General features: G+C 56.5%; 5 protein-coding genes. All 5 read left to right on the top strand.

Translation table 11 applies throughout. The features are described 5' to 3' along the window. Positions 1-390: 390 nt before the first annotated feature. The 5 genes from VMW13_11305 (at position 391) to VMW13_11285 (ending at position 6,902) form a co-directional block, all read left to right on the top strand. A complete protein-coding gene (locus tag VMW13_11305) occupies positions 391-804 on the top strand; it encodes a zf-TFIIB domain-containing protein (protein HUV45399.1) in 414 nt (137 codons plus the stop codon). A 78-nt stretch (positions 805-882) separates the two neighbouring features. After that, entirely contained in the window at positions 883-1,446 is a 564-nt protein-coding gene (locus VMW13_11300; protein ID HUV45398.1) for a LemA family protein, read from the top strand. Between the two features lie 18 nt (positions 1,447-1,464). After that, positions 1,465-2,694, top strand: a complete 1,230-nt coding sequence (locus tag VMW13_11295; protein ID HUV45397.1) for a M48 family metallopeptidase — start codon at positions 1,465-1,467, stop codon at positions 2,692-2,694. 115 nt (positions 2,695-2,809) lie between these two features. Beyond that, positions 2,810-4,792 (top strand): endonuclease/exonuclease/phosphatase family protein, encoded by a 1,983-nt coding sequence (locus VMW13_11290; GenBank protein ID HUV45396.1) that lies wholly within the window; start codon positions 2,810-2,812, stop codon positions 4,790-4,792. Positions 4,793-4,886: 94 nt separating this feature from the next. Continuing rightward, positions 4,887-6,902: an ABC-F family ATP-binding cassette domain-containing protein gene (locus tag VMW13_11285; protein ID HUV45395.1), complete on the top strand. Its 2,016-nt coding sequence runs from the start codon at positions 4,887-4,889 to the stop codon at positions 6,900-6,902. The last annotated feature ends 430 nt before the right edge of the window (positions 6,903-7,332 follow it).

The raw sequence follows: 7,332 nt of genomic DNA, 5'->3' as shown, positions 1-7,332 counted from the left end.
AGCAAGGTCGAGGAGAGCTCTGGTGGCGTATTGTCCTCTGGTAGTAAGCTTCATAGCTCCAACTTTATTATTGTTGACCAATCTACTCAACAATATCTAGAATAGCATGGTCGCAGTATCCTTGTCAATAATATTACGATGCCAGCTAGTGAAACCATAATCTTTGCAGAGATGGGAAGTTTTCTTCTCCAGAGGATAAGAGGCAAGGTGGGATGAGGCATGACCATATGAGGAGGCAGCCAGTATCATAGCTGACCGCACTGGTAACCTCCGGTGGCAACCAGCATCGGCTATACTGGAGTGTCACTAATGTACCGGACGAGTACTTCTCCTTGACACCTGCCGGTCATTTATCTACACTTAGTGGAACGCCTTCTGGAGATTGCGGAAATGGACTGTGCTGCATGTGGCAAGCCGATGATAGTCGTCGAGCATGAGAAGATTGAGCTTGACTACTGCATGGACTGTTCCGGAGTCTGGTTCGATGCCGGAGAGATAGAGCTTCTGCTGGAGAAGATGCAACTGAAATCCACCGGCCTTGAGGCCCTTCATCTAACCGGGGAGGTGGAGTCGGCAGAGAAAAAGCGCCGGTGTCCTATTTGCCACAAGAAGATGAAGAAGGTGGCCCTCGGTCACGAACCGGTGATAATGATAGATGCCTGCCCCGATGGGGACGGGCTGTGGTTCGACAGCGGGGAGGTTGGTCAGGTGGTGACCCATCTGGCTGCGCAGCAACCCGGAGAAGAGGACTCCCAGGAGCGTGTCATCACATTTCTGGGCGAAGTGTTCAAGATTCAAGAATGATTGGGCCCGGCTTTAAAGACCGGTATTTTACTTACAGATAATGTCAGGAAAACAAGAGATTATCGCGGAGGTGTTCTTATGATTGCCCTCTATATTGTTCTGGGAATAGTAGTTGTCCTTGTGTTTGCTCTCGTAGGCATCTACAACGGTCTGGTGCGACTACGCAACCAGATGAAGAATGCCTGGGCACAAATCGATGTCCAGCTCAAGAGAAGGCACGACCTCATCCCGAACCTGGTGGAAACGGTCAGGGGTTACATGAAGCACGAGCGGGAGACGCTTGAGTCCGTAACCAATGCGCGTAACCTGGCGCAACAGGCGGTCGGCCAGGGCGTCGGCCAGCAGTCCCAGGCCGAGCAGCAGCTCAGCGGTGCCCTGGGCCGGTTACTGGCCGTGGTGGAGAACTATCCTGACCTCAAGGCGAATCAGAACTTCCTGGCGCTCCAGGAAGAGTTGACGTCGACGGAGAACAAAATCAGCTTCTCGCGCCAGTACTTCAACGATTCGGTTCTCGGCCTCAACAACAAGATTCAGATGTTTCCCTCCAACCTGGTCGCCGGTATGTTCCGGTTCAAAGAAGAGGAGTTCTTCGAGGTAGAAGCCCCTGCGGAGAGGGAAGCACCCAGGGTCAGTTTCACCTAGCGAGAGAGATAGCCAGACATGATGTGGGAACAGATCCGGTCAAATCGAATCCGGTCGGTGATACTGGTCGGCGCAATGGCGGCGCTGCTGCTGGGGATTGGCTATTTACTGGGCGAGGCCTTCCTCGGTAACGCCATCGGCGGACTGGTGATTGCCCTGGCGCTCCTGGCGATAATGAACCTGGTGGCCTGGTTCCAGGGCGACAACATCATGCTGACGCTGTCCCGGGCGAAGAAGATAAAGCGTGAAGACCATCCGCGTCTCTATAATATCGTCGAGGAAATGCAGATTGCCTCCGGGCTTGAGAAGATGCCCGATGTCTATATCATCGACGACCCGTCGATGAACGCCTTCGCCACCGGACGGGACGCCAAAAAAGCATCCGTGGCGGTTACGGCCGGACTCCTTCAGAAGCTGAACCGTGACGAGCTTCAGGGCGTAATCGGCCACGAGATAGCCCACATCAGGAACCGTGATGTCCTCCTGATGACTCTCTGTGGGATTCTCCTGGGTACGATTGTTATCCTGGCCTTTTTCGGCTCGCGGATGATGCTCTTCGGCGGGATGTATGGCGGACGGAGGAGCTCCCGGTCCGGCGCCGGGGGTGGTCAGGCGCAGATGATAATCATGGTTGTCGCGCTGGTACTGGCAATACTGGCACCTATCATTGCCCAGCTTATCTACTTTGCCATTTCCCGCAAGAGGGAGTACATGGCCGATGCATCTTCGGCGGTCTTCACCAGATACCCCGAGGGACTGGCTTCGGCACTGGAGAAACTGGGTGCTTCCACGGTGCCGGTGCAGGCAGCCAACAAGGCTACGGCGCCGATGTACATTATCAACCCGTTCCGTGCCAAGGGCAGGGCCGCAGCTGACCTGACCAGCACTCACCCGCCCATTTCGGAAAGGGTACGTATACTGCGTTCCATGGGCGGTGGTGCCTCATTGACCGACTATAACAATGCATATAGTTCCGTTCACAAGGGCGGTAAGAATATCCTTGGTGGTGCAACGCTTGCCAGTGCCGGTACTGTTGGCATCAGGGGAGCGGTAAAAGATACCACGCCGGTAGAGCGCGAGCCTGACAAAGTGGAACGCACTCGCGAGGTATCCGACCTGATGTGGCAAATGAAAAAGTACCGCACCGTAGACTGTGACTGCGGTACCAGGCTGAGAGTACCGCCCAAGCTGCGCACAACCAGCGTGCGATGTCCACACTGCGGCAGGGTCAATTCTGTACAGCAGTGACTGTCTGCGAGGACAAAACACCCCCCTTCACTTGTGAAGGCTTTCACTTGTGAAGGCTTTCACTTGTGAAGGCTCTCACCTGTGAGGGATTCCATACGTATTCCAGGGAGAGAAGATGCCTGAGAATAATGCCATGTCAGGAACGGCAGTCCTGCACTCCATAGGGGCGCTCGCGGGGCGGCCCGTCATTTCAGAGGTAGGCCTGCCGGCTCTAACCGTGATGTTCGGGCTTCAGGTGCTGCGAGTACTCATTCCCGGACTGACGTGGACACTGGGCGACCGCTTTGGCCTCGGTGCCGTCTACCTTGGGATAGCGGCTCTTGCCGTTTTTCTGACGGCCTTACTGGCTGGAGGACTGCGCCGGTTACTGGGGAGCAGTCGCGCGATAGTGGTCACTGCCGGTGGCCTGGGGCTGCTCCGTCTGCTGATGCAGGTATGGTGGGGTGAGCCATTCTTCAACCTCATCCTGGCGATGGTCGGGACGGCGTTGTTCGTGATGTACCTGCCAATCGGCCTGGATGAGTCGCGACGTCGTAACGGCTCGGTTGCCGGTCACTTTGTTCTTGGCCTCCTGCTCGGGCTGGCCCTGGACACCGCACTCCACAGTGCGTTTCTGACCTATGACCCTGTCTGGCAGATGTCCTGGGCGGCGCTGCTGGTGACTGCTCTGCTGGTGGTGTTCCAGTGGTTGTTCCTGGCTGGCGGGGCGGCAACACGTGACGCTGTGAGTGGTCAATCTGTGGTCCCGAGACTGAGCACTACTGCCTGGCTGTTCATTGGTCCGTTCTTCTTCCTGCAGCTTGTGGTGCTCCAGAATGTTGCCCGCCTGGCGGCGGTAACCGGGTGGCGACTACCCCTGGCTGCAGGCTGGGTGGTCTTCGGAAATCTGGTTGCCCTGGCTGCGGCAGTCTGGCTGCTGGGTCGGCAGCGCCGTACACTGTGGCCGATTGCGCTTATCAGTGGGAGTGTGCTTATTGTTATTTGCCTTTTCCCGTACCCCGAGCCTGGTTGGCTCGCAGCCCTGACGGTATTCGGAGGACAGATATCCAGCGCATTACTTCTGGTGGCGCTTGCGGTTGCCGCTGACAGTCGTAGAGGCCCTTCAGGTTTTGGACGACTGGTGGCAGGCAATGGCGTGGGTATGATACTGCTGGTGGTGCTTCTGCTGGTCTACTACGTCGTCTATCAGATGAACCTGCCTTACAGCAATACCATTCTTGAAATTGTGTCTGCATCTCTGATGACGCTCTGCGTATTACTGTCCATAGCCGGCTTGCGTGATAGAATCGGCGTTAGCCAGCGGTTATGGCTGCTTCCAGTGCTGGCTGTTGTCCTGCTTGTGCCATCCCTGACCGGCGCTATTGCCTGGGAGGAACCTGCCCCGGTATCCGGGAATGGATTTCCTGTCAGGGTGATGACCTATAATCTGCACAACGGTTTCAGTCCCACCGGCTATCTCGGCATGGAAGCCATGGCCATGGTCATTGAAGAAAGTCGTCCCGATATCGTAGCTCTCCAGGAGGTCTCCCGGGGCTGGGTAATCAGTGGCCGGGTCGATATGCTGACCTGGCTCTCGCAGCGGCTGGGCATGCCCTATGTATCCGGTCCCACCGCCGACCCGCTCTGGGGCAACGCGATACTGAGTCGGTATCCCATCATTGAGCACGAGAGTCACGAGTTACCGCCGCGTGACCTCTTCATACTGCGCGGGTTCACATCCGCGATGATAGACCTCGGGGATGGAAACCGGCTACGCATAATTGCCACCCACTACCATCACCTTGAGGAAGATTCGGAGGTACGGCAGGTCCAGTCGGCCAGCCTCGTGCAGTTCCTCAATGGCACCAGTAATACCGTTGTACTTGGCGACTTCAATGCCGAGTCGGCCGCACCGGAGATGGAGACATTGCGGCAGTCGGGGCTTATCGATGCTGCGGGAACGGTGGACCCTTCACCGGCAGACACCTTCAACTCGGTTGACCCCTACCAGCGGATTGACTACGTATGGGTATCCGCAGACTTACAGGTGAGCGAAGTCTTCGTACCTGTGACCACCGCTTCCGACCACCTGCCGGTGATTGCCGTGATTGACCGCTAGACCCATCACGGCGCTTTTTCTTCGGAGCAGTCTCTCTTCATGTTTCCTTTTGGACTCCGGCGACGGTATAATTATCTGTGGTGCGTGATTGACAATGTTGACTGTAACAAATGTAGATAAGGCATATGCGGACCGGACCCTGTTCAGTACCGTCAGTTTCACCGTGGGTGCCAGAGACCGGGTGGCCGTTATCGGGCCGAACGGCTGCGGGAAAACCACCCTCTTCGAGATTATTGTGGGTAATATCCGGCCGGATGCGGGCAGTGTGACCATGCACCGGGGTATGACCATCGGCTATCTGGAGCAGGACATTGCGCAGTCACCCGAAGGTCAACTGCTGGCGGATGTTGCCAGCGCCTCAACGCGGATAACGGGGCTCGCTCACAGGATTGAGGTACTGCAGGAAACGCTGGCCGAAGAGCCGGACTCGGAGAACACGCCTGCACTCCTGGAAGAGCTTGGCAGTCTCCAGCACAGCTACGAGGTAGCCGGTGGCTACGATGCCGAGCATGAGGCGAAGATTATCCTCGGCGGGCTTGGTTTCGCCGAATCGGACTTCGAGCGGCCCCTGAGCGAGTTCAGCGGTGGCTGGCTGATGCGGTCCCGTCTTGCCAGGCTCCTCATGGTCGGGCCTGACCTGCTGCTGCTGGATGAGCCGACTAACCACCTCGACCTGGAGTCCTGTATCTGGTTCGAGAGCTACCTGGCTAGGTACCAGGGAGCGGTGCTGGTCACTTCGCACGACCGCGCCTTCCTTAACCGCGTGGTAGGGAAAGTACTGGCCTTTGAACCGGAAGAGGTCGTTCTGCACAGTGGCAACTATGACAGCTACGTGTATGCCAACCAGAGAAACCTGGAGACGAAGCAGGCTGCGGCGAGAAAACAGGAGCAGAGGATAAAGCATGAGACGCGCTTTATAGAGCGGTTCCGTGCTAAGAACACCAAGGCCAGCCAGGTACAGAGCCGTATAAAACGCCTGGAGAAGATGGAGAGGGTGGTGGTGCCGAGGTCGACAAAGAAAGTGCGGTTCACCTTTCCTTCACCGGTTCGGAGCGGTCAGGAAGTCGTTACGCTGACCAATGTCCGGAAAGCCTATGATTCGAATGTTGTCTACGAGGAACTCAATCTGTCCCTCTACCGGGGTGACCGGGTAGCCCTGGTGGGGCCTAATGGCGCCGGCAAGACAACCCTGCTCAGGATTCTTGCCGGGGTACTCCCCTTCGAGCGGGGTGAGCGCGGGCTTGGTCATAAGGTGACCGGAGGATACTATGCCCAGCACCAGCTTGAGCTTCTTGACCCGAATAACACCGTACTCGAGGAACTGCGCCGTGTTGCCAATGATGAAACGGAGCAGATTTTGCGGGGAATTGCCGGTGCCTTCCTTTTCAGTGGAGACGATGTTTTTAAGAGGATATCCGTCCTCTCTGGCGGCGAGAAAGCCCGTATCTCCCTGGCGAAAATGCTCGTTCGGCCGGCTAATTTCCTTCTCATGGACGAGCCGACCAACCATCTGGATATCCCCTCACGCGAGATACTGACCGATGCCCTGGAAGCCTACCGTGGTACTCTGTGCTTCATCACGCACGACCGTACCCTCATCAGCCAGATTGCCAACAAGATAATCGAGATACGGAATGGCCGGCTTCGGGTGTTCCCGGGCGACTACGATAGCTATCTCTACGGGCGTGAGTCCGGGGAAAGAAGGCATGAGGCATCCGTTCGGGAGGCGATACCTGCTAACAGGGCAGGGGAGAACACCGGGGACAGACTTCGTTTGCGTAAGCAGACGCGCCTGCACAAGCAGGAGGAGGGTGAACTGAGGAACCGGTACTACCGAAAGAGCGCTCCGGTGAAGAAACGCCTTACCGAGATTGAAGGTGAACTTTCGCGCCTCGAGGCTGAACTGAAGGATATCGAAGGCCGGTTCGCTGACCAGGGACAGTACCAGAAAAGTGACCGGGTAGTCCGTTCCATTGAGAAGCACCGCCAGTTAAGGGAGTCGATAGACACTCTCACCAGGGAATGGGAGATACTTTCCACCGATGCAGAGCGTATCAGGCGGGATTTAGAAGCGGAAATGGACAGCATCGGGGTTAGTGAAGGTCCCTAGTATCTAGTGTAGTATCTCGTATATGGCATTACAATCCACGTTGTCATTCTGGAGGAGTCCGTCATCTCAATAACCCGAAGGACGAAGAAGAATCCGGGGTGGGGAAGGAGAACCCATTACCCACCACCACGAGATCCATTCGCTTCGCTCAGGATGACAACTGGCGCGTCGTCTCGCATACGGTGATACGGCTTTGCTTGTCTGGCAATGGCAGCCTGCGTTGTCAAGGCATTTGTAAGACACTACACTAGCACTCAGTTGTCTGGTATGTTCGGCAGGGTGAGACCCTTAGCATAGCGAAGGGTCTCACCCTGTTCACATGTCATTGCGAGCCGGGGCTCTGAGCAAAGCGAAGAGACACCGAAGCAATCTGAATGTTGCGCGAATTTGTGGCATTAGGTCCTAGTCAGGCAGCGAGAGGTCACCGGCC

It is taken from the genome of Dehalococcoidales bacterium, assembly GCA_035529395.1.
In the GTDB taxonomy this organism is placed as follows: Bacteria; Chloroflexota; Dehalococcoidia; order Dehalococcoidales; family Fen-1064; genus DUES01.
This window is presented reverse-complemented; position numbering and strand designations above follow the sequence as displayed.